Annotated in this window: 18 protein-coding genes; 13 read left to right on the forward strand and 5 right to left on the reverse strand. The window is 50.7% G+C overall.

Annotated features, from left to right (window positions below):
- The first annotated feature begins 22 nt into the window (after nucleotides 1–22).
- The 9 genes from M9827_RS15295 (at nucleotide 23) to M9827_RS15335 (ending at nucleotide 12822) form a co-directional block, all read left to right on the forward strand.
- Nucleotides 23–1102: a glycosyltransferase family 2 protein gene (locus tag M9827_RS15295; RefSeq protein ID WP_250606041.1), complete on the forward strand. Its 1080-nt coding sequence runs from the start codon at nucleotides 23–25 to the stop codon at nucleotides 1100–1102.
- 194 nt (nucleotides 1103–1296) lie between these two features.
- Nucleotides 1297–2127, forward strand: coding sequence for an ABC transporter permease (locus M9827_RS15300; protein ID WP_250606042.1), 831 nt, complete (start codon nucleotides 1297–1299; stop codon nucleotides 2125–2127).
- Nucleotides 2117–3520, forward strand: a complete 1404-nt coding sequence (locus M9827_RS15305; protein ID WP_250606043.1) for an ABC transporter ATP-binding protein — start codon at nucleotides 2117–2119, stop codon at nucleotides 3518–3520. The genes M9827_RS15300 and M9827_RS15305 overlap by 11 nt, the downstream gene beginning before the upstream one ends.
- On the forward strand, nucleotides 3513–4733 hold the full coding sequence (locus M9827_RS15310) for a sulfotransferase family protein (RefSeq protein WP_250606045.1): 1221 nt from the start codon (nucleotides 3513–3515) through the stop codon (nucleotides 4731–4733). The genes M9827_RS15305 and M9827_RS15310 overlap by 8 nt, the downstream gene beginning before the upstream one ends.
- Before the next feature lie 23 nt (nucleotides 4734–4756).
- Complete coding sequence (locus M9827_RS15315) at nucleotides 4757–6772, forward strand: rhamnan synthesis F family protein (protein WP_250606046.1); 2016 nt, start codon at nucleotides 4757–4759, stop codon at nucleotides 6770–6772.
- 116 nt (nucleotides 6773–6888) lie between these two features.
- The gene (locus M9827_RS15320; RefSeq protein WP_250606156.1) at nucleotides 6889–8718 is read left to right on the forward strand and encodes a rhamnan synthesis F family protein; all 1830 of its coding nucleotides are present in this window, start codon (nucleotides 6889–6891) and stop codon (nucleotides 8716–8718) included.
- A gap of 78 nt (nucleotides 8719–8796) precedes the next feature.
- Nucleotides 8797–10224 (forward strand): MBOAT family O-acyltransferase, encoded by a 1428-nt coding sequence (locus M9827_RS15325; protein WP_095120504.1) that lies wholly within the window; start codon nucleotides 8797–8799, stop codon nucleotides 10222–10224.
- 3 nt (nucleotides 10225–10227) lie between these two features.
- Nucleotides 10228–11727 (forward strand): alginate O-acetyltransferase AlgX-related protein, encoded by a 1500-nt coding sequence (locus M9827_RS15330; RefSeq protein WP_250606048.1) that lies wholly within the window; start codon nucleotides 10228–10230, stop codon nucleotides 11725–11727.
- Between the two features lie 30 nt (nucleotides 11728–11757).
- Complete coding sequence (locus M9827_RS15335; RefSeq protein ID WP_095120502.1) at nucleotides 11758–12822, forward strand: NAD-dependent epimerase/dehydratase family protein; 1065 nt, start codon at nucleotides 11758–11760, stop codon at nucleotides 12820–12822.
- A gap of 82 nt (nucleotides 12823–12904) precedes the next feature.
- Here M9827_RS15335 and M9827_RS15340 read toward each other — a convergent pair whose 3' ends face one another.
- Nucleotides 12905–14284: an FAD/NAD(P)-binding protein gene (locus M9827_RS15340; RefSeq protein ID WP_250606049.1), complete on the reverse strand. Its 1380-nt coding sequence runs from the start codon at nucleotides 14282–14284 to the stop codon at nucleotides 12905–12907.
- Between the two features lie 2 nt (nucleotides 14285–14286).
- Entirely contained in the window at nucleotides 14287–14874 is a 588-nt protein-coding gene (gene cysC, locus M9827_RS15345) for an adenylyl-sulfate kinase (protein ID WP_250606050.1), read from the reverse strand.
- Nucleotides 14875–15243: 369 nt separating this feature from the next.
- On the opposite strand from cysC, the gene M9827_RS15350 reads away from it, so the two are divergent.
- The 4 genes from M9827_RS15350 to fabF all read left to right on the forward strand — a co-directional run bounded on the left by M9827_RS15350 (nucleotide 15244) and on the right by fabF (nucleotide 20001).
- Nucleotides 15244–17238: a polysaccharide biosynthesis protein gene (locus M9827_RS15350; protein WP_502943458.1), complete on the forward strand. Its 1995-nt coding sequence runs from the start codon at nucleotides 15244–15246 to the stop codon at nucleotides 17236–17238.
- Nucleotides 17239–17348: 110 nt separating this feature from the next.
- Nucleotides 17349–17684 carry a ComEA family DNA-binding protein gene (locus tag M9827_RS15355; protein ID WP_250606052.1) on the forward strand — a complete coding sequence of 112 codons (336 nt, stop codon included), beginning with the start codon at nucleotides 17349–17351 and terminating at the stop codon, nucleotides 17682–17684.
- Between the two features lie 216 nt (nucleotides 17685–17900).
- Nucleotides 17901–18704: an SDR family NAD(P)-dependent oxidoreductase gene (locus tag M9827_RS15360; RefSeq protein ID WP_250606053.1), complete on the forward strand. Its 804-nt coding sequence runs from the start codon at nucleotides 17901–17903 to the stop codon at nucleotides 18702–18704.
- A gap of 22 nt (nucleotides 18705–18726) precedes the next feature.
- On the forward strand, nucleotides 18727–20001 hold the full coding sequence (gene fabF, locus M9827_RS15365) for a beta-ketoacyl-ACP synthase II (protein ID WP_250606055.1): 1275 nt from the start codon (nucleotides 18727–18729) through the stop codon (nucleotides 19999–20001).
- On the opposite strand, the gene M9827_RS15370 is transcribed toward fabF, so the two are convergent.
- The 3 genes from M9827_RS15370 to eat form a co-directional block, all read right to left on the reverse strand.
- On the reverse strand, nucleotides 19998–20552 hold the full coding sequence (locus M9827_RS15370) for a TetR/AcrR family transcriptional regulator (protein WP_250606057.1): 555 nt from the start codon (nucleotides 20550–20552) through the stop codon (nucleotides 19998–20000). The two genes, fabF and M9827_RS15370, sit on opposite strands and share 4 nt — an antisense overlap.
- Nucleotides 20553–20689: 137 nt before the next feature.
- Complete coding sequence (locus M9827_RS15375) at nucleotides 20690–20857, reverse strand: DUF2897 family protein (protein WP_095120497.1); 168 nt, start codon at nucleotides 20855–20857, stop codon at nucleotides 20690–20692.
- Nucleotides 20858–21078: 221 nt separating this feature from the next.
- Complete coding sequence (gene eat / locus M9827_RS15380) at nucleotides 21079–22443, reverse strand: ethanolamine permease (protein WP_103305696.1); 1365 nt, start codon at nucleotides 22441–22443, stop codon at nucleotides 21079–21081.
- Nucleotides 22444–22526 lie beyond the last annotated feature (83 nt).

Genomic DNA, 22526 nt, shown 5'->3' on the forward strand with positions numbered 1-22526 from the left:
CAAGCGGCTGGCCTCAGAGCCAATGATTTCTGGCAGCAGCCTCTGCTTTTTTAACAAGATCCGCGAAGGTATCGAACATGCTCCCCCCGAAAAATGTGTTGCACCTTGGAAAAATGGCCTGCATACGGTGAGTGACTCTTTTTTACGCAAGGAAAGCAATGCAGTGACCGTTGGTAATGAAACGATTGGGACGGTTGCGATACTACTTTGCACCTATCAGGGGGAGCGCTATCTCGCGGAGCAGATCGACTCTATCATCAGTCAAACTTACGATAATTGGGTTATTTATGCCTCCGATGACGGATCGCAAGATCGTACCTTGGAGATTCTCCGTAGCTTTCAGAAAAAGCTGGGTACGGAGCGGCTTTTTATATTCTCAGGTCCGCAGCAAGGTTACGCTAGTAACTTTGTTTCTTTGGTCAAGAATCAAAATATCGTCGCGGATTACTACGCGTTCTGTGATCAGGACGACATATGGTCAGCAGATAAACTCTGTGTCGCTATTCAGTGGCTGAAAAGAAACACGACAGATATCCCTTCACTTTATTGTGGTCGAACAGCGCTGGTTAATGAGTCGGGAGTGAAAATTGGTCACTCACCTCTCTTCAAGTATCCGCCGAGCTTTAAAAACGCACTGGTACAAAGCCTTGCTGGCGGAAATACGATGGTGTTCAATCATGCGTTGAAAAAAATAGCTAGCGTTACCGTCGATTCAGAAATTATTTCTCATGACTGGTGGTTCTACATACTGGCGACGGCATGTGGCGGTCAGGTTTTCTACGATTTCGAATCGCATGTCAGCTACCGACAACATTCAGATAATGTGATTGGAGCAAATGCCGGTGTTATATCCGGCTTGTCACGTTTAAAGAAAATGCTTGGTGGTCGTTTGCTGGAGTGGAATAGACGTAACCTTAAAGCAGTTGAGTTGTTAAAGGGGCGTATGCCGCCTGCAAACTTGATGGTCTTAGAGAATTTTGAAAGGGCAAGATGCTCGCCACTACTCAGGCGCTGCGTTTTTTTAATGCGGTCGGGAGTTTATCGACAAACGCTGAAGGGGAATTTAGCCCTTTGGATAGCGGTATTCCTCAACAGAATTTGAACAGGATTATTTATGCAGTTTGATGGGTGTGATGTTTATCGAAAAAACGAAAAGGTTCTGAAGGGGATAGTAGCAATATTCTCCGAAGTGCCTGATTTCAGTTTTTATGATTTATGCCATTAATTTGTTTTTTGATTGTTGATTATTGAGATTTATTTGGTTTAGTCGATAGTGCGATGCTTCTTGGAGTGGCTATGACCAGTTTTGTTGGAAGTTTGAAGGCGAGTATTCTTGCACCAGCCATTTCGGTTGTACGCAATCGTTCGTTGATACTTGCATTGAGCAAGCGTGAAGTGCTCGGGCGATATCGCGGAGCTAGTTTTGGCCTGTTATGGTCGATTTTAAGTCCTTTTTTGATGCTGTGTGTATACGCTTTTGCATTCGGCAGCATTCTTAATAGCCGTTGGCCACAGCCCGCTGGTTCGGTCAACAGTTTTGCGATAATTCTTTTTGTTGGCCTTATCGTGCATGGTTTCTTTGCAGAGTGTTTTACCCGTGCGCCAATGCTGATTACCAGTAATGTAAGTTACGTTAAGAAAGTTATTTTTCCTATTGAGATACTTCCTTGGCCAATGGTGGTCTCGGCGTTGTTTCATACCTTCATGAACGTTGTAGTCCTGATCGTGCTAAGGCTGGCAGTCGATCACCAGTTTTCCTTAAGTATTATTCTCTTGCCGGTCGTGTTTTTACCCTTGATCATATTGATGTTGGGGGTTGGCTGGTTTCTTTCCGCTCTGGGTGTATATGTTCGGGATATCAGTCAGGTTACAGGGGTGCTGTCCACGGCACTATTGTTTACTTCCTCGGCTGTCGTTCCGGTTAATGCCATTCCAGAGCAATATCGATTTGTGTTTTCCCTCAATCCATTGACTTTCATTATCGATCAGGCACGAGAAGTTTCTCTGTGGGGCGGCATGCCCGATTGGACAGGATTAGGGCTATATGCCTTGGCCAGTTCGCTGTTTGCATTGATCGGATATACATGGTTTTCGGCGACAAGAAGGGGCTTTGGCGATGTGCTCTGACTCTGCAGTGATTGTGAGCAATGTGAGTAAAAGCTTTCCCGTATATGAGAAGCCCCATCATCGGCTTCTGCAGATGCTTTCTCCAGCGAGTAAGAAGAAGAACTGGTTCAGAGAGTTTCATGCGTTAAAAAACATTAGTTTTGAAGTCAAGCGTGGAGAAACGTTTGGGATTGTCGGTCGTAATGGCTCCGGCAAGTCAACTCTCTTGCAGTTGATTTGCGGTACGCTATTTCCAAGCCAGGGCGGAATAAAGGTTAACGGGCGTATCGCTGCTTTGCTTGAGTTGGGTGCTGGTTTCAATCCGGATTTTACCGGGCGTGAAAATGTTTACTTGAATGGTTCTGTGCTTGGTCTTTCCAAGGAAGAAATCGATTCCCGATTTGAGGCTATAGCTGCATTTGCAGATATCGGCAATTTCATTGAGCAGCCGGTAAAGAGTTACTCAAGCGGAATGTATGTCCGCTTGGCATTTTCCGTAGCTATTAATGTAAGCCCGGATTTACTCATTGTAGATGAGGCGTTGGCGGTCGGTGATGAAGCCTTCCAGCGTAAGTGTTTCGCGCGCATTCAGCGTCTAAGGGATGATGGTTCTACTATCCTCTTCGTATCTCATTCTGCCGGGATTGTAACCGAACTTTGTGACCGGGCTATTCTCTTGGATCAGGGAGAAGTACTTGCCCTTGGCGGTCCAAAGTCGGTTGTCTCAAAGTATCATAAATTAATCTATTCACCTGCTGATTCTGTGGAGGCACTGAGAGCAGAAATTAAATCGCAGATAAATGATGAGCTGCAAAGTCCTGATAAGTTTGTTTCGGTCGCTGATAGAGTCGATTCCAAGTTGGTAATCAGTGCAAAAAAAGACGCCGAGACTAAAGAAGATGCCTATTACGATGAGGGCATGGTTCCGCAAAGCACTTTAAGTTATAGCTCCAATGGTGTGTCTATAGATAGTGCTCAGATTGAAACTCTAGACGGTCGCCGGGTCAACGTGATTCAGGAGGGTGAGGCCTATAATTTTGTATACGAAGCAGAGTTTGCGGAATCTGCCGACAAAGTAAGATTCGGTATGATGATTCGTACTACCTCTGGACTGGAGTTGGGCGGAGCAGTCAGTTCCACGACTCAAGACGCGATTGAAACCGTAGAGAAGGGGACTCGGGTCAAGGCGGTTTTCCCTTTTGTTTGCCAGCTAATGCCTGCAATGTATTTCTTGAACGCGGGTGTCTTGGCTGTTGTGGATGGACAAGAGCAGTTCCTGGATCGAAAAATCGATATCGGGATGTTCCGGGTATTGCCCAATCCGTCGCGCCTTTCTACTGGTTTGACAGATTTGGTTGAATCTCCCGATTTATGGTTCTCTTCTACAGATTCATCGGTGACTCATCATGCATAAGCCTACTGCGATTCTGGTATTGGGAATGCCTCGAAGTGGTACTTCGGCGGTAACCCGTGTACTTAACCTACGTGGCGCAGCGTTGTCGGGAAACTTGTTGCCTGCTGCCAAACCGAACCCTAAAGGTTTTTTTGAAAGCGCAGACGCGTTGGCCATTCATGAGCGGCTTCTGACCGCTTTAGGGCGTACTTGGTTTGACGTCAGTGAAATGCCTGAGCGGTGGCTTGAGCACCCAGCGACACAGACGGCATATGAAGAGTTGATCGCGTTGGTTCGACGTGAATACAGCGACCAGATGCTTTGGATTATCAAAGAACCGAGAATGTGTCGTATTGTTCCTCTATGGCTTAAAGTTCTTGAATCGCTGGATATTGCGCCGCGTGCACTTCTGGTTACCCGTCATCCTGATGAGGTTGTCAGTTCTGTCGCTCGAATGGTAGGTGAAGAGCAGTGGGGACCCAAACATACTGAAGTTTTGTGGCTTGAGTACTTTTTTGAAGCTGAAAAAGCTACACGTGAAATTCCCCGAGCGATGATTACTTATGATCAATTGTTGGAGGATTGGGCGGGCAGCGTAGAGCGGGTTGAAGCCGAACTGAAGCTTGAGTGGCCAGTTCCGATCGCGGAAGCGAAGCATGAAATTGATGCTTACCTGGGAGTTGAGAACCGTCACCATGACCACAACTCAGGCGCTGAACCGCAACGCAAACAGAGAACGTTTGCAGAGCGTGTATATTCTGTATGCAACGAAATGCAGAGTGATTACTGGCGGGTTATCGAAAAAGCACAGACCGAATTTTCCGAAATGCTGGCTCTTTTCTCTTCGCCGATGCACGAGGCAGTCAATAGGGCGGTGGAGCAACGAGATCAAGAGACGCTTGTGCAGCAAGCTGAACTCGAAGCGTTGAGAAAACATCATAATGATGTTTTTTTTACGCAACATGCTGAGTTGATCGCGCTGAAAGAAGCGCGATGTGAAATGGAAGAAGCAATAGTCAAAATGGAAAAAGCGCTCTCCGAAAGTAATGTGGAAATATCTAAATTGATAAATTCACTCAATGAAGTTTCGTATGAGCTTGGGGTCGTCGCTACGCGAGAAGAAAGCTGTCAACAGCAACTACGCGACGTTCAGGCGAGTTATGCGGCGCTCCACGCACTTACAGGCAGCCGGATGTGGCTGGCAAAAAAAATATTCTCGATTTCAAAAAAATAAGCCTTATTTGAATTGGTGGTTATATGAAACGCGTACTATTTTATCTTTTTTATGATGAGCAGGGTCAGGTCGATGACTATGTTACTCATAAATTGAAATCGCTGAAGGACAGCATTGACACGATCTTCGTCGTGTCAAACTCTGCGCTGACAGTCGAGTCAAGAAAGAAACTCGAAGATGTCGTTGATGTTGTTTATGTCCGTGAGAATATCGGTTTTGATGTTTGGGGATATAAAGATGCTATGGAGACTTTTGGTCTCGATAAGCTGGAAGAATATGATGAACTGATTCTGATGAATTACACGTTCTTCGGTCCGATTTTTCCGTTCTCCGAAACGTTTGAAAAAATGGACGCGATGGAGTGTGATTTTTGGGGGATCACCGCGCACAAGGCAATGGTGCCTAACCCATTCACTGGGCGTGATGAACTTCCGCTTCATTTGAACTCGCACTGGATTGCAGTGCGTAAGAAAATGTTTACATCTCCTGAGTTCAAGCAATATTGGCGTGATATGCCGATGATCAACTCCTATGTGGACTCTATTCTTCAGCATGAATCCCGCTTTACCAAGCATTTTAGTGATTGCGGATTCAGCTTTGAGGTAACATTTCCTGTAGAAGATTATCCAACTGAATACTCCGCGTTCCAGAGTATTGAGTTGATGTTCGAGAATCGTAGCCCGATTTTAAAGCGGCGCCCGTTTTTCCATGATCCGATTTTTCTAGAACAAAACGCGATGACCCTGAAAGGGGTAATGAAAAAGATAGAGGAGGAAAGTGACTACGACACTTCTCTTATCTGGAAGAATGTCGTCCGTAGCACTCAGCCGCGAACACTTCATACCAATATGGACTTGCTCGAAGTTCTTCCGGGTGAGGACTTTGCTGAGCCAGATAGTAAGCCGCGCCGTATCGCGGTGTTGGCTCACTTGTATTATGACGACATGCTTGAAGAGGCTATGTCGTATATTACTAATATTCCATACTCATATGACCTTTATATTACTACCAGCAGTGAGCAGAAGAAAAAGAATATTGAGCTTGCGCTGCTAAAATATAATGTAAATAAATTTGAGGTGCGCGTTACCGAGGAAAATCGTGGAAGGGACATGGGTTCCCTTTTCATGACGCTTCGCGATGTTCTGTTGTCAGATGAATATGACTACCTGTGCCGGATTCATTCAAAAAAATCCCCACAAAATGGTCATAATATGGCGCTGATGTTCAAACAGCATATGTTTGACAATCTGTTGCACAGTCCAGGATATGTACGGCGCGTTCTTGGGTTGTTTGAAAAAAATGAAAGTTTGGGGATGGTTTTTCCTCCCGTAGTTCATATTGCCTACCCAACATTGGGGCATGCCTGGTTCGAGAACCGCGAACCAGCGACAGAGTGGGCCAAAAAACTAGGCATTACCACAGCGTTTGATGACTCAACACCGATGGCGCCATATGGAACGATGTTTTGGTTTCGACCGGAAGCTATCAAGAAAATTTCAACCTATCCTTTCAAATGGTCCGACTTTGATCCAGAGCCGAATCATATGGACGGCAGTCTGGCTCATGTACTAGAGCGACTGTTAGGTTATTCGGTAATGAGTGATGGTTATCACATGAGATGTGTTATTAACACATATCAGGCATCGGTCAATTACACTAAGCTGGAATACAAGCTGCAGCGGCTTGGTTCTATGTTGCCTAACGGAAACATACAGTATCAAATTCAGTGGTTGGGTAAAGCCAAAGATGTTTGCAATCGTGTAGACCACTATTCTACCGCTAACAATACTTACGTACCTCCTGTCGAGTGGCTGGATCAAGCCAGAGAGCTGCATGAGAAACTGGTTACATTCTTGCCAGGTGGGACGTTTCGTGAAAGGATGGGAGCTTTGGATCAGGCTCGAATCTTGAGTGATAAATTGAACTCTTTCATGGGTGATTCGGATATTTTGAGTCGCTTGCGTTGGATAGATCGAGCGAAACTGTCCGTACAACGACGGGTATTGAGTCGAATCGCATCGTTGTTCAGAGGTAAATAAGCAGCGATGACAAGTGGCGAATCTAACGGTTCGCCGTTTGTCATAAGTCTATGCATGTGCTTTCGGGTGATGAATGCATACGGTTTGTTTGAGAACTTAATGGAATCAGATTGAATATGCGTAGAGTTGCTTTTTATCTTTTTTATGATAATGACGGAGTGGTGGATGACTACATAGTCTATAAGCTTCGTAAGCTTCGCGCGCACGTCGATACCATTTTTTTTGTTTCTAACTCTAAAATTGTTCCGGATTCGCTAAAGAAGATTGAGCCATTAGTCGATGTTATTTACTGTCGGGAAAATATTGGTTTCGATGTATGGGCTTACAAGGAGTCGATAGACAAGTTTGGTTGGGAAGCGTTACGTCAGTATGACGAGGCGCTGTTCCTGAATTATACTTTCTACGCTCCGATTTTTCCTTTTTCGGAACTGTTTGATTCGATGAGTGAAGCAGACGTGGATTTTTGGGGAGTGTCTGCTCATAACCAGATTTCGCCAAATCCTTTTACCGGTAAAGGCGATTTGCCGTTTCATATCCAATCGCACTTCATTGCCGTGCGTAACAAGATGCTTTGCTCTGATGGCTTTTATAAATATTGGCATGAAATGCCAATGATAAAATCTTATGAAGATTCTATTTTAAGGCACGAAGGGCGTTTTACTCAGTATTTCAAAGACTTGGGTTTTCAGTATTCAGTTTATCTGGAGCCCGCGACTTACAACACCGATCATCCGGTTTTTTCTGAAATTGATTTAACCATTGAGCGACGATCACCAATTCTAAAGCGCCGGCCTTTTTTTCACGATCCTGGTTTTCTCGAAAGCGAGGCAATCGATGTCAAGCGTGCCTTGGACTGTATGCGAGAGACGTCAGATTACGACGAAGCGTTAATCTGGAAAAATCTGATCCGCACCACGCCTTTGCGCACAATATATACAAATCTCGAACAATTGAGCATTCTTTCCGATACTCATGCTAATCCCATTAGCTCTGCGCTCTTACTGAAGAGGGTTGCTGTTATTGCGCATGTTTACTATGTGGATATGCTCGATGAAATAATGGATTTGGTAAAGAATGTTTCGCTGAATTGTTCGCTGTTTATTACGACTGATTCCGACGTAAAGAAAGCACAGATCATCAATGCTCTTGCCGATTTTAATTATTGTGATTTTTCGGTATTGGTTTGCGACTCCAACTTTGGCAGGGATACGTCTGCGTTATTTATTACTTGCCGCCACGTCGTGCTCCGTGGTGGGTTCGATTACATTTGCAGACTTCATAGCAAGAAGTCACCGCAAGATGCCTGGGCAAAAGCATCCATGTTCAAGCGCCATCTGTTCGAGAACCTTCTTTCCAGTAGTGAATACGTAACCAATGTACTCGAGATGTTTGAGAAGGAGCCATGGGTGGGCGTTGCAATGCCGCCTGCGGTGCATATTGGTTATCCTACGTTAGGTCATGGGTGGTTTCTCAACAGGGAGCGAGCGGTGGACATCGCCAGTAAACTTGGCCTGAGCGTTCCTTTGGATACCGAGACTCCCATCGCAACCTATGGATCGATGTATTGGTTCAGGCCAGATGCGTTAAAAAAGCTGTTTGAGCATGAGTGGAAATGGAGTGACTTTGATGAACCGCGCTATGGAGATGGGGATCTTCCTCATGTTCTCGAGCGACTGATTACGTATTGCGCTCAGGATGCTGGCTTTATAAGCAGGTGCATAATGACGCCCGCCCAAGCGTCGAAAAGCTACGTCAAGTTAGAGTATAAAGTACAGGCGTTATCTAGTTGTTTTCCTTCGGGAGACCTTCGTGAGCAAATGCAAATCGCCAGAACGGCACGCTTCGCAGGGGGGGTACTTGTTTCTTTGAAACGTTCTATAATGTTCAGATTTCCACGGTTGGCACCACTTTTACGTAGTGCCTACCGTTGGGCGTTGAAAAAATAACAATGCTTGAGAAAGTGTTGATCTCGCCACTCTCCTGCGTAGGCAACATTGCCATCGTTACCAACTGGAAAGTAGATTATGGTTTTTAGTTCTTACCTATTCATTTTTCTGTTTTTGCCCGCTTTTTTGATAGCTTACAAGCTGGTCGGGCATCGACTCAGAAATATTTTGATTCTGGTTGCAAGTCTATTTTTTTACTACTTGGGGGATGCGAAGGGGGTCTGGATTCTCTTGGCCGCCATTGTCGGAAACTACGCTTTCGGTTACTTGATAGCGATATACCGACAACCGAATGGCAGTGAAAGGGCGAATAAACTTGCCAGGATTTTTCTCATTCTTGGTCTGTTTTTTAACCTATCGGTATTAGGGTATTTCAAGTACATCGGTTTTATTACGCAGAATATCAATATCATCGCTGAGAAGTTTGGGCACCCGTCAGCGGTTCCGGTCATATCCGTCCTTCTGCCCCTGGGCATCAGTTTTTTTGTTTTCCAAGGCATCAGTTATCTGGTCGACGTGTATCGTGGCACCATTCAGGCAACTAAAAGTCTGTTGATTTTCGGTACGTTCAAATCGTTGTTTCCGCAACTGATTGCCGGACCTATCGTTCGGTATCGTGATATCGCAGCAGAGCTTCCGGATCGTTCTGTCAACCCCGATATGGTCGTTGAAGGCATCACCCGGTTTGTTATTGGTTTTGCAAAAAAAGTGTTGTTGGCTGATACCTTTGCAATTACCGCTGACGCTATATTCGCATTGCCTTCGTCTGAACTGAATTTTGGTACGGCCTGGTTGGGCGCTGCCAGTTATACGTTGCAGATATATTTCGATTTTTCCGCGTACTCCGACATGGCTATCGGATTGGGTTTGATGATGGGGTTCCGGTTTCCGGAAAACTTCAACTACCCCTACAAGGCCGCATCTATTCGCGACTTCTGGCGCCGCTGGCACATGACCTTGTCCGGGTGGTTTCGCGATTACGTCTACGTGCCTTTGGGCGGCAACCGAACAGGCGCCGCTCGAACATACGTAAATCTTATGGCGGTTTTCATCCTCACAGGGTTATGGCACGGCGCTTCGTGGACATTTGTTGCATGGGGTCTATGGCATGGCCTGTTCCTTGTGATAGAGCGCTTCACCAACATGGAGAGCCGCGGCATACCTTTCGTGCTGCGTTGGTTTTATACCTTGGCGGTGGTGGTTTTCGGCTGGGTACTGTTCCGCTCGGAAACGTTCGAGCATGCGTTCCACATGAGCGCTTTGATGTTGAATCTGCGGAGCGGTCCGGAAAACTACGTAGTTGCCGAGTATATGAGCAACGGATTGTTATTGGCCTTGGTTGCGGGAGCTATTCTCAGCTTCCCGGTCTATAAATGGCTGTGTGATCGTCTATCTTCCAGTCAGCGACTTGTTGCTGGCGTATTTGGCCTCGGTTCACTCTTCATGCTTGCCAGCATGAAAGTTCTTTCCGGTGCATACAGCCCTTTTCTCTACTTCCGGTTTTAATATATGAGATCAGTATTTACGCCACGGGTCATCATTGGGTTGTTCATGCTCGCCTTGTGCGTGCCTGGTATTGCGGTGATGTTTTCTCCCCAGTTCGCTCCTGCGATAAAGTCCATCATTAAGCATCCGGGTGAATGGGCAAACCTGAGGGACGGGATTCGCAGAACCACGCCGCTCTGGAATAACGCCGTCGAGGGCTACTCGAGTTTTCTTTACGCTCTCGGGACCACCAATGACAAGGCTATCGCTGTTGTCGGACGTGATGGTTGGGTTTTTCTGGGAGACTTTTTCAACAAGAACATGTCACAGGCTCTCGGACGTCGTCACTATAATGACGCTGAACTGAATGCCTGGAGCGGCACAGTGGGTGGCCAAGAGCAGTGGTTGGCTCGTCGCGATATTCCGATGTTGTTTGTTGTCGCGCCAGCCAAGTGGTCTATTTATCCGGATAAGCTTCCTCAATGGTCCGAGGGGCGCATTGGTACTCACATCTTCGATCAGTTACTGAGTTCGCCGCAGCATCTGCCGTTGATTGATTTGCGTCCAAGTCTGCAACAGGCTCGCTCAATTGGAGATACCTATTCCCCATTCAATAGTCATTGGACGGATTTTGGCGCTTGGGTAGGCTGGAAGGAAATTAGCAACAGACTGGCTGCACTCGATCCGAAATTCAAGGATCTGTACGTTCCTTCGGCTGATGGTGCTGTCGTAAATCCTAATTACGGCAGTGAATTCAAAGCAATGATCAGCCTGCCGGAACCCAATCCTTGGACGATGCCCAAGCTGGCTTCCCCTTTGCCTGAATTTGCGATCGTAGGTGATGATGGCTCAGCTCAGGTTGTGCCTGGCAGTACTCACACAGGGCTATTGGATCTACCGCGAAATACCCGCAACGAATCGGCGAAAAAACACTTGAGAGCGTTGGTGTTGCGGGATTCGATGGGGGACTCATTGTCGCCGTACTTGCAAGCAGCCTTTTATGAAACGATTCAGGTTCGGCATAACATCGACAATCAATCGCTCGCTCCTAATGTTCCGGCCCTGATTGAGAAGTACAAACCGGATGTTGTGCTCTACGTGATGACTGAGCGTCATCTCGATAACATTTTGAGCGAGAGTTACTTGTGGTTATCCGCCAATAACTATGATCTTGCTGTGAGCCAAGGCGCCCGTGTCAACGTGGCCAACGAATCCCCGGTCCTCACCACGAGCGGTAATTCGGATTTGAAGGGCTCTTTCGCGCTTACGTGGGCGGACTCATCGAAAGGTTTGCGAACGGTGCGGGTTTCCCTGAAGGCAAGCGCCCCAGGCACACTCAAGATTCAAGGGGTGAAGGACGGGCGACCGGTGGAGTTTGCCGAGCGCTACGCACAGGGAGATAATGAGCTCTTTTTGAGCCTTACCTCCGAGGTTGAGGGAGCTCAAGTCAGTTTTGAAAATATGGATCCTTCTGTTCAGGTGACCCTGGGCAAGGTTTCCATGGTTGTGCAGGACGCGAAGTAATTTTTTTTGAATCAAGATCAGGAGTGGTTAATGAGCAAGACATGTCTAGTTACCGGCGGCGCGGGCTTTATCGGCTGTGCTTTGTCTCCTTTGTTGGCCGGGCAATTCAGCCGAGTTGTTGCTTTCGACAATCTCCATCCTCAGGTGCATCCAAGCGCAGAGCGTCCGGCGGCACTGGACTCGCGTGTTGAGTTTGTGAAAGGCGATGTCACCAGTCCTGAGGACTGGGATCGGGTCTTGAAAGACTTTGCTCCCGATGTCGTTATTCATTTGGCAGCAGAAACAGGCACAGGCCAATCGTTGATGGAAGCGAGCCGCCACGCTCATGTCAACGTTACTGGTACGACGCAGATGCTGGATGCGCTCGTGCGCAACAATCCGGAAGCGTTGCCTGAGCGTATTGTTCTGACTTCCAGCCGTGCCGTTTATGGTGAAGGGGCATGGAAAGGTGCTAACGGTGCGATCGTTTATCCGGGCCAGCGTTCCCGGGAGCAACTGGAGCGCGCAGAGTGGGATTTCCCTGGCCTTCAGGCTTTGCCGTTCAACTCTCATACCACCACACCTGATCCAACCAGTGTTTACGGTGCAACCAAGCTTGCTCAAGAACATATCCTCAGCTCCTGGTGCCTTGCACTTGGCGTGACGCCTGTAATGCTGCGTCTACAGAACGTTTATGGTCCAGGTCAGTCCCTGATCAACTCCTATACCGGTATCGTTTCTCTGTTCGCGCGTATGGCGAAAGAAGGCAAGAGTATTCCGGTCTATGAAGATGGCGTAATTATTCGCGACTTCGTTTTCATCGACGATGTGGCCAACGCAATTTTTGCTGCGACCATCCACTCCGACGGTACCACCAAGCCTTATGACGTAGGTTCGGGCGAAGCGACCAGCGTAGCCCAGTTGGCGGATATCATTTCTCGCTACTACAAAGCTCCTGAGCATCATATCAATGGCAAGTATCGCCATGGTGATGTGCGTCACGCTTCTTGCACCATTGAGGAGACCAAGGACGTTCTGAACTGGTCGCCAAAAATCATGGTTGAAGAGGGTGTACACATCCTTTGCAAGTGGATTGATGATGGCGCTCAAGCCTGAAATCGTCTGACATGAATAAAGGGTGATCTATTGATCACCCTTTTTTTGGATTTTTTTCCATGCTGACACTACTGCCGGCGCCCTACCTTTCAAATTTCTTGCAGACGCTCAATGCTACCGAGCGTGCCGCGACACGCAATTCGGGAACCGCAGTAAGCTCCCAGTGATCGGCTTTTAGCATGGGGCCGACATAGCTTAGCCATTCATTTGGCTCGCCTTGAGTGTTTTTCAGACAGTAATTATCGTTTACACAAACACCCAACCCCAAGGTGTCCGAAACAACCAGCCCTTCCCTCAATAGCTTTTTGACAAGAGGGCTGTTGGTTTTTTCTGGATCGGAAGTAGGGCCTGTGCAGTTCACAACTAGGTTGACGGTCAGTAATCGAGTTGATGCCTTGCGTCGTTCCTTTATCACTGCATTCACAGCGCCGTTCACGACATCCATCGAGACTATTCGTCCGGCCAATGGAATCAGTTGGCCACGGTCTAACGCATCTTCGAATATCTGGAATGTATCCGGCGCGACCCTGTGACGATGTACGTCCCAGTAGCTTTGGAGATGGCGCAGGAATCGACGGCGTTCGGTGTCGGGAAGGCGTTTCCAGAGGTCTGCAGTAATGGGGCGAATCGATGCAATAACATCCCGCCAGTCAATCTGTTCACTTCGTCCGGCTTTTATCGCAGTCCGGATGATTTTCAGATAGCCAAGTATCGATGGCTTTGACTCAAGAAGGCGATTGTGAGTGCTTGTGTGATCCGTATGCTGACCTCTCGCGATACGATGAGGTTTAGGTAGTAAGCCACGTCGCGAAAGCATGTAAATTTTGCCGAGATGATTTGACTTCATCAAGTTGCTGATGACATCTATTGCGGTGAGTCCGCCTCCGATCAAGAGTATCGGCTCATGCTGCTGGATTTGAGAGTCAGCGCGTTGTTCCCAAGGGTCCTGCTTATAGTAGTGCGTTTCGCTCACAGACCCGAGGCCCGAAGGATTGCTGGGAGGGAAGTGCCCGAAAGCCAATGTGACTTGATCAGCTTTGAATATCTCTCCGGAGTCTAATTCAATGGTGGCGCCTTGACCATTTGGAGTAAGGCTGACAACTTCGGCACTGATCTGTGTTGTTTTAACGCGAGGCGAAGAGCGTTCAATTGCCTGATTGAGCAAGTGTTCGAGATAGTCGCCATACACTTTGCGCGAAACAAACGAGCTCGCCGTCACTTCCATATTGTGCTCAAGGCAATAGTTGAGGAAGGAGTCTGGTTCGTCTGCAAGGGCTGTCATGTTACCGGCTGGTACATTTAAAAGATGCAGTGGACTATTGGTGCCATATGCAAGTCCGCGAGCAATCAGTCCAGACCGGTTGATGATGAGTAGATGAGCTTCGTGTTGTACACGATTCAAAAACTCGACAGCTGCGACGGTTCCGCTGAAACCTGCTCCCACAACGACAAATGTATTCATGCTTACAGGTTTTCTTGAAGGACAGCAAGAATGCGCTGTACCGATTTTTCGAGGTCCTCTTCAAGTGTATTGATTCTTATCTTCGGCGCAACCGGCGCTTCATAGGCTGAGTCAATTCCAGTGAAGTTCTTGATCAGTCCCTGTCTTGCTTTTCCATACAAGCCCTTCGGGTCGCGACGTTCACACTCGGTCAAAGGCGTATCGATATGGACTTCAATGAAGTTTTGATCGCCAATAACGCTGCGAGCCAAGGCCCTATCACGCAGAAACGGCGAAATGAATGCCGTTATTACGATAAGCCCGGCATCTAGAAATAATTTTGCAACTTCCGAGATTCTTCTGATGTTCTCTTCACGGTCGCGATCGGAGAATCCAAGATCATTGCACAGGCCTAGCCTGACGTTATCTCCGTCAAGAAGATAAGTGTGTCGTCCTGCTTCTAATAGTGCCAGTTCCAAGGCGTTGGCGATGGTAGACTTGCCTGCGCCGCTCAATCCTGTCAGCCATATAACGATCGGCCTCTGCCCTTTAAGCGCTGTTCGATCTTCAGTTGTTACCACTTGAGGAGGTGAGGTAAGATTTCTAGTCATGATATCTCTTTTGCAACTAATTGGTTACAGGTGGCAGGTTTGTTTGATAATCAGGCAAGATTTATTTCTGATGTTCTGTAGATGATTTTCATTTGTTCTGAATAGCATTGCGAATGCCCTCAAGTGTAGCTGATGTCCCTGTGTGTCTCAATTTCCTTTCCTCTTTTTACCGCCGTAACCCCTCTCAAAATATGACATTCTCTGCTTCAAAGGTTACATTTCAATTGTCAGAGTCGCGAAATATTTGGCACGAGCGTCATCGCTCCTGGTGGGGGGCAACCAATTTGAGTTCACCTAGAGTCCTGGTAGACGGTTACAATGTGAAACGCTGACCTTGGTGAAAGGAGTGGGCACTAAGCCATTATGCTAATGGATAAAATTCGATCTTTTTTGTTGGGGTTACCGCGGCGCAAGAAACGGCTGATACAGGTTGCCACCGACGTCGTGCTTGTGTGGGGTGCGCTCTGGCTTGCGTTCATCGTTCGTCTGGGCATCGACGACATGTACAACCCCTTGAAGGTTCATCTCTGGCTCTTCGCTTGTGCCCCCGTCATCGCCATCCCCCTTTTTATCCGTTTTGGCATGTACCGCGCTGTCATGCGATATTTCGGCAACGATGCACTCATTGCGATCATCAAGGCTGTAAGTCTCTCTTCGCTGCTTCTGGCACTGGTGGTTTATTGGTATAGCAACCATGAAGCGGTGGTGCCCCGTTCCATCGTTTTCAACTATTGGTGGCTCAGTCTTGTCATCATCGGTGGTTTGCGTCTGTGCATGCGTCACTACTTCATGGGGGATTGGTTCACAGCCGCCCAGCACGTACCCTTTACATCACGCGATGATGGTCTGACGAAAGTGGCTATCTATGGTGCGGGTGTTGCGGGTAACCAGCTGGTCGCCGCATTGCGCATGGGGCGAGCCATGCGCCCTGTTGCGTTCATAGATGATGACTCCAGCATTGCCGATCGTTCGATTTCAGGTCTGCAGGTCTACAAACCCAAGCATATTCAGCAGATGATCGACGCCACGGGGGCGCAGGAAATCCTTCTCGCGCTCCCGTCTTCGACGCGTGCTCGACGCAGGGAGATTCTGAATCTGCTTGAAGGATTTCCCCTCCATATACGCAGCGTTCCCAATTTCACGGATCTGGCTAGCGGTCGAGTGAAGGTTGAAGATATTCAGGAAGTGGATATCGCCGATCTGCTTGGACGAGATTCGGTGCCAGCCCAACCAGACCTGCTGGAGCGTTGTATAAAAGGTAAGACCGTCATGGTCACAGGTGCCGGTGGTTCAATCGGTTCGGAGTTGTGTCGACAGATCTTCTTGCTCGAGCCGACGACGCTGTTGTTGTTCGAACACAGTGAATTCAACCTTTACAGCATCCTGACGGAGTTGGAGGGGCGCGGGGCTCGGCAGTCGGTTTCTGTGCGGCTGCTACCGATTCTGGGCTCTATTCGTCATCAGGAAAAGCTGCTCGATGTGATGAAGACCTGGAAAGTCGACACTGTCTACCACGCGGCCGCTTACAAGCATGTGCCGATGGTGGAACATAATATTGCGGAGGGTGTCCTCAACAACGTATTCGGAACCCTTAATACCGCTCAGGCAGCGCTTCAGTCCGGGGTCTCGAATTTTGTCCTGATTTCTACCGACAAGGCTGTGAGGCCGACGAATGTCATGGGTAGCACCAAGCGTCTGGCTGAGTTGTCCCTACAGGCGCTGAGTAAGGAGGTTGCCCCGGTGATGTTCGGCGACAAGGCCAACGTTTCCCGGGTTAATAAAACCCGATTCACCATGGTTCGGTTCGGTAATGTTCTGGGATCGTCCGGCTCGGTGATTCCGTTGTTTCACAGCCAGATCAAGTCTGGTGGACCGCTGACAGTCACTCACCCGAAAATCACCCGCTACTTCATGACCATCCCGGAAGCTGCGCAATTGGTGATCCAGGCTGGCTCCATGGGCCAGGGCGGCGATGTTTTCGTACTGGACATGGGCGAACCGGTAAAGATCGTCGAACTGGCGGAGAAAATGATTCATCTCTCGGGCCTGAGCATTCGCTCCGATCGCAATCCTCAAGGGGACATTTCCATTGAGTTCACCGGTTTGCGCCCGGGCGAAAAGCTTTACGAGGAATTGTTGATCGGCGAAAACGTAGCCGCCACACCGCACCCCATGATCATGAGCGCCAATGAAGATCATCTGCCCTGGGAAGTATTGAAAGCTCGGTTGAGCGAATTGCTTCTGGCGGTCGAAAAAGATGACTACTCCAGAGTTCGCCAACTCCTGCGCGAAACCGTCAGCGGTTACACCCCCGACGGTGAAATCGTCGACTGGATCTACCAGCAGCGCCGTCTCGAGCCCTGATTGTTTCACATCCTGTAACGCACGCATTTTTGACATCGCTCCACCATGACCTACGTTTGGAGAGCAGCTTCGGAAAAGCTGCTTTCTCAAACGATGATGGAGCGTCACTAATGCGTACCGGTTACTTCTACTCTCTGATTTTCGCTTTCCTCACCAGCGCCTCGATCGCCGCTATTGCCGCACCTGTTGCGCCAGCGGAGGCACCCAAGGCGCCTTTGGTGATGGATACCGCGGCACCTTCCCAAAGTGCAAAAGTCGATCTCAACACTGCCGACGCGGCAGCGCTGCAAAAGGAACTGGCGGGAGTCGGTGAGGCCAAGGCCAAATCAATTGTTACGTATCGTGAAACAAACGGGCCATTCTCCTCGGTGGATGAGTTGCTGGAAGTGAAGGGTATCGGCAAGGCGATTCTGGATCGCAATCGCGACAAGCTGGAAGTCAACTAAGCTGAGTGTTCAACGCCAAGGGGGCCGGTCATTGACCGGCCTTTTTTACTTGCGCAGCGCATGGCCGCGGGCAGTGATGGAGAGGGCACCCGTCGGACAATTTGAAATTACGGCTATCATATTGCGTTTAGATTATGTCTATAATAATTTGCCGATGCGTCGAGCCAATACGCCTCATCGGCAACTTCCTTCACCAAACGTTCCAGGAGCATTCTCATGAATTCCGCACAATCTCAAGGTACTGCTCTGGTTACCGGCGCATCGTCCGGAATCGGCGCAATTTACGCTGACCGCCTGGCGGCGCGTGGTTTTGATTTGCTGCTGGTTGCTCGTGACAAGGATCGTCTGGAAAGTGCTGCGAGCCAGTTGCGTGATGCCCATGGCGTTCAGGTCGAAGTACTGAAAGCAGACCTGACGCAAAAGGATGACGTACTCAAACTCGAACAACGCCTGCGCAGCGATTCCAGCATCAGCTTGCTGGTCAATAACGCCGGTGTGGCGGCAGACGGTTTGCTGGCCAACGCCGATATGGACCAGTTGGAGCGACTGATCCAGTTGAACATCACCGCCGTCACGCGCCTGGCATCGGCGGCCGCCGCCAGTTTCGCCAAGGCCGGGCGTGGCACAATCATCAATATCGCCTCGGTGGTGGCGTTGTTTCCGGAGCGCTTCAACGCCACCTACAGCGCCAGCAAAGCTTATGTACTGAGCCTCACCCAATCGCTGAACACTGAACTCGAAGGCACCGGCGTGCAGATCCAGGCCGTGCTGCCGGGTGTGACTCGCACCGAAATCTGGGAGCGCTCCGGTATCGATGCCAGTGGCATTCCGGCAGAAATGATCATGGACGCGGACGAGATGGTCGATGCGGCGCTGGCCGGTCTGGATCAGGGCGAGTTGATCACCATTCCTTCGCTGCCTGATGCAGGCGAGTGGCACGCCTATGTTGCGGCTCGCCATGTCATGGCGCCGAACCTTTCCCGCAGTTCCGCAGCCCAGCGCTACAAGTCCGGCAATTGAATTGATCAGAGGTCACCACGGTATGGATTCGCGTCGAATAGTCGTCACGGGCATGGGCCTGGTTTCACCCTTGGGCAGCGATCTTGAAGTCGTATGGCAGCGTTTGCTGGCCGGGCGTTCTGGTTTGCGTAACTTGCCTGAGGCAACGGTCGCTGATTTGCCCACGCGAGTCGGCGGCGCGGTGCCGACGGTGGAAGAGGACGCTGAAGCAGGTTTCGATCCGGATCGCGCCACGCCACCCAAGGAACAGAAGAAGATGGACCGCTTTATTCTGTTCGCCATGGAGGCTGCCCGGCAGGCGCTGGAGCAGGCTGACTGGCATCCGTCGGAGAGCGAAAGTCAGGAGCGTACCGCAACGATCATCGGTTCCGGTGTCGGTGGTTTCGGTGCGATTGCCGACGCCGTGCGCACCACCGACAGTCGCGGTCCTCGGCGTTTGTCACCGTTTACCATTCCGTCGTTTCTGGTCAATCTCGCGGCCGGGCACGTGTCCATTCAGCATGGCCTCAAAGGTCCTTTGGGCGCACCGGTGACGGCGTGCGCTGCAGGTGTTCAAGCGATTGGCGATGCGGCGCGATTGATCCGCGCCGGTGAAGCGGATATTGCCGTGTGCGGCGGCGCGGAAGCCTGCATCGACCGCGTCAGTCTGGCCGGTTTTGCGGCGGCGCGGGCACTGTCGAGCGGTTACAACGACACCCCGGAGCGCGCGTCACGGCCGTTCGACAGCGGTCGCGACGGTTTCGTGATGGGCGAGGGCGCGGGGCTGTTGGTGATCGAATCTCTGGAACATGCCTTGGCGCGTGGCGCGAAGCCGTTGGCGGAACTGGTCGGTTATGGCACCAGCGCCGACGCCTATCACCTGACGGCCGGACCTGAAGATGGCAGTGGTGCGCGGCGGGCGATGACGCTGGCACTGGCCCAGGCGGGTATCGAGCCGGGTCAGGTGCAGCACCTCAACGCTCACGCGACTTCGACCCCAGTGGGCGATCTGGGTGAGTTGGCCGCGATCAAGGCGTTGTTCGGTACCGAGAATAAAATCGCCGTGACCTCGACCAAGTCAGCCACCGGTCACTTGCTCGGCGCTGCCGGCGGGCTTGAAGCCATTTTCACATTGTTGGCGATTCGTGATCAGGTGGTGCCGCCGACGCTGAATTTCGACAACCCCGATCCGGCGAGCGCAGGCGTGGATATTGTTCATGGCCAAGCGCGGCCGATGTCGATTGAGTACGCACTGTCCAACGGTTTCGGGTTTGGCGGGGTCAATGCCAGCGTGTTGTTCAAGCGCTGGCAGGTTTAGTCGCGTTTCTTGAGGTGGTCGCGGGTGACATCGAGGATGCGTTGTGCAAACTCGGCATCCGCGACGCTGCGTGACAGCAGCAGCGCGCCGACCAGTGTCGACATGATGACGATGGCGCGGTCAGCGCTGTTCGCACCTTCGAGGCTGTTCTCGATCTGCTCCAGCCGAGCATTGAGGACCACATCACTGGTGGGACTTGGTTGGCCGCGCAGGCCCAGCTCCGAAGAAATGGTCAGTAACGGACAGCCTTCATGGGGCGACGTTTGATGCCATTCGGACAGGTACGTCTCGATGAACACGTCGAGCGGGTTGTCCTGGGCAAAAATCTCTGCACATAACCCTTCGACCTGGTGGCCGGCCTCTTGCAGCGCCTTCTCCACCAACTCGTCCTTGGACTTGAAATGCGAGTAGAAACCGCCATGGGTCAGACCCAGCGCTTTCATCAGGGGTTGCAGGCCTGTGGCGCCGATTCCGTCCTTGCGAAAGCGTGCCGAAGCCTCCTTGATGATGCGCTGATGAGTCTGGGCTTTATGGTCCTGCGAATAACGCATTTGAAACTCTCCGCAACAATGTCTCCATCTTAACCAAGGAAAATTAGATGGTGACTGTACTTCTACTTCTTAAAAGCGTGCAGATAGGTCCAATGGCTATAAAAAGCACAAACCCCGCGGCTCAGGCGGGGTTGTGTTCAACGGTCTTGGGCGTCTTTGGCGTCCGCTTCTGCATTGCGTTGCGCAACGCGCTTGCGTTCTTCATCGGTCAGATCGACCTTGTTGGCGGTGTCGCGCAACATCATTAACCCACCAACGATCGAGCCGATTGCAACCACCAGAATCAACCAGGCATACCAAGGCATAACGGCTCTCCTTAAGGGCAGGTCGACGGGCGAGGATTTCGCCGTACAACACTGCATACCACTTTTGAGCGAAGTGAACTCGCAGTGGTTCCATTCTAGGCCGCTTGTACCCGGTTCACCCGAAATCCCTGTAGGAGCTGCCGAAGGCTGCGATCTTTTGATCTTGAAAAGCAAAGATCGCAGCCTCGTTTCACTCGTCAGCTCCTACAGGAGACGGGTCGTTACAGGCCTGTGAGCATCGCATCGGCCGGTGCGTTGGCACGTAGTTGCCCGGTCAGCAGGAAGTAGCCGAAACCGACCGCCATGAAGCCGAGGAAGATCAAGCCGATCAACGCGTTGAACCACGCCATCGCCACCAGGCACACCACCGCCAGCACCAGTGCAATCAGCGGAATCAACGGATAGCACGGCGCGCGAAAGGTGCGTTCCAGATTCGGTTCCGATTTGCGCAGTTTGAACAGGCTGAGCATGCTCATGATGTACATCACGATCGCGCCGAACACGGCCATGGTAATCATCGCGGCGGTCAGGGTCATGCCACCCAGGTTGATCAGACCATCGCTGTAAATTGCGGCAATGCCGATGATGCCGCCGACAATGATGGCGCGATGCGGCGTCTGGAAGCGCGAGAGTTTTGCCAGCGAGGCCGGCAGGTAACCGGCGCGGGCCAGTGCGAAGAACTGCCGGGAGTAGCCGAGGATGATCCCGTGGAAACTGGCGACCAGACCGAACAGGCCGATCCACACCAGCATGTGCAGCCAGCCGGAGTTGTCACCCACCACGGTTTTCATCGCCTGTGGCAGTGGGTCGTTGATGTTGGCCAGGGTGCGCCAGTCGCCGACACCGCCGGCAAAGAACATCACGCCCATGGCCAACAGCACCAGGGTCAGAATGCCGCTGATATAAGCCTTGGGAATCGTCCGTTTCGGATCCTTGGCTTCTTCGGCAGCCATCGCCGCGCCTTCGATGGCGAGGAAGAACCAGATGGCAAACGGAATGGCTGCGAACATCCCGGCAATCGCCGGCGCACCAAACACATCCGACCCCGCCCAGCCGTTGAGGGCGAAGTTGCTGAAGCTGAACGCCGGCGCGACCACGCCCATGAACACCAGCAACTCAGCCACCGCCAGCACGCAGACGATCAGCTCGAACGTCGCCGCCAGCTTCACGCCAAGAATATTCAGCCCCATAAACACGATGTACGCACCGACCGCCGCGTGTTTCGGGTCAAGCGCCGGAAACTGCACATTGAGGTACGCGCCAATCGCCAAGGCAATGGCCGGCGGGGCGAAGACGAATTCGATCAGCGTGGCCAAGCCTGCAATCAATCCACCTTTTTCGCCAAAGGCGCGACGGCTGTAGGCAAACGGTCCGCCGGCATGGGGAATCGCCGTGGTGAGTTCGGTGAAACTGAAAATGAAGCAGGTGTACATGGTCGCGACCATGAACGAGGTCACCAGGAAACCCAGCGTCCCGGCCACGCCCCAGCCATAACTCCAGCCGAAGTACTCCCCGGAAATCACCAGCCCTACGGCGATACCCCACAGATGCAAGGTGCCCAGCGTGGGTTTGAGTTGTGTGTTCATGCGTTTGCTCCCTGAACGGTTTGGAAAGCTCGGGGGAGGGCGTTTGCAGTGGGCGTGCCAGTACGCTGAAACAAGTCGTAATG

It is taken from the genome of Pseudomonas sp. AKS31, assembly GCF_023634765.1.
Taxonomy (GTDB): Bacteria; Pseudomonadota; Gammaproteobacteria; order Pseudomonadales; family Pseudomonadaceae; genus Aquipseudomonas.